The sequence below is a fragment of the Vibrio sp. Vb0304 genome (genome assembly GCF_033338995.1).
In the GTDB taxonomy this organism is placed as follows: Bacteria; Pseudomonadota; Gammaproteobacteria; order Enterobacterales; family Vibrionaceae; genus Vibrio; species Vibrio alginolyticus.
In genome coordinates this window covers 1-1401 of record NZ_JAWOTT010000130.1, presented here as the reverse complement: position 1 = coordinate 1401, position 1401 = coordinate 1, and the positions used below count along the sequence as shown (strand labels likewise).

At 47.5% G+C, this 1401-nt stretch carries 1 pseudogene; it reads left to right on the top strand.

What is annotated here, in order from left to right:
- Positions 1-1401, top strand: a pseudogene (locus R7P35_RS24395) (AAA family ATPase); the annotation flags it as partial.

Here is a 1401-nt window from a genome sequence, read left to right as displayed (position 1 = left end):
TTCTGGAAGGCAAAGACGGTTTTGCTGAAGAGTTAGAAAACTCATCTGTCAAAGAGAATTTGATGCCATCGGCTGAAGAGCTGCCCTCTGAAAATGGTGAGTATCAACCTCGCGACGAACAGACTGAACCAGAAATTACCAGTAAAGAGGAAGAACCTGCATTCACGCCAACGCCGAATACCGTTGAGAATGAATTTGGCGTTCCTCAAGAAGAAGACTGGTTGCTAGACGACGTTGAGTCTGAAGCTGAAAACAAACTTGAACAAGAACCTGTTGCGGCAACGTCCACTGACGTTGATGAAGACGAGTTCAACTTCGACGAACTGGAACTGCCAGAGTTCGACGAAGAAGATGCATTAGCATCTATGGCCGATGAGCCTGAGCTACCAGAAGCTGAAGTTCAAGCCGCAGCGCCAACCGTTGACGCGGAAGAAGATTTCAACTTCGACGAGCTGGAACTGCCAGAGTTTGATGAAGAAGATGCATTGGCATCCATGACGGCTGAGCCTGAGCTACCAGAAGCTGAAGTTCAAACTGCAGAGCCGACCGCTGACGCGGAAGAAGAATTCAACTTCGACGAACTGGAACTGCCAGAGTTCGACGAAGAAGATGCATTAGCGTCTATGGCTGATGAACCTGAGCTACCAGAATCTGAACGTGAAGCGGCAGCTCCAGCAGCCGAAGCGGAAGAAGAGTTCAACTTCGATGATACTGAACTGCCAGAGTTCAGTGAAGAAGATGCTATTGCGGCTATGGCTGAAGCATCATCTTCATCAGAATCAGAAGTTGCGCCTAAGCCAATTCTCCAGGCAGATAATGACCATGATGCGCTTTTTGAAGTCTTCGCTCACAACAGCTTTGATCAAGATGTAGCGCAGCCAACTGCTATTGAATCTCCATCTGAGTTAGACGATTTTGATGAATCAACGATGGCTAACTTACTTGCAGATGAGCCAAGTGCTGAAGCGTTTGATGGCAAACTCGACAGCGACACCATTGCAAGTGCAGGCATGGATTTCGAAACCATGTTGGATGTCGGTGATGACTGGGATGGTTTTAAGCCAGCATCAGACATGCCTGAACCATCGGTTACGGAAGAAGTCCCTGAAGACCAGCAAGAAGTGTGGAGTTCGAGCGAAGCGCTGACTCAACCTGAAATCGCGCAAGAGAACTGGGCCGAGCAGGAAGATCTTGATGACTTTGACCCTAAGAAAAATCAGTTTATGACTATTGATGAACTGATGGCTCAAGTGGACAAAGAAGGTGGTGAGTTTGAAGAGCAAGAACTGATGCTCGATGTCGGTTTGAATGAGTTCCCTGATGTGATTGGTGATATCGGTGACGTTGATGTAGATACCAATGCAGAAGCAGCAGGTAAGTTGGACCTTGCTAAAATCTATC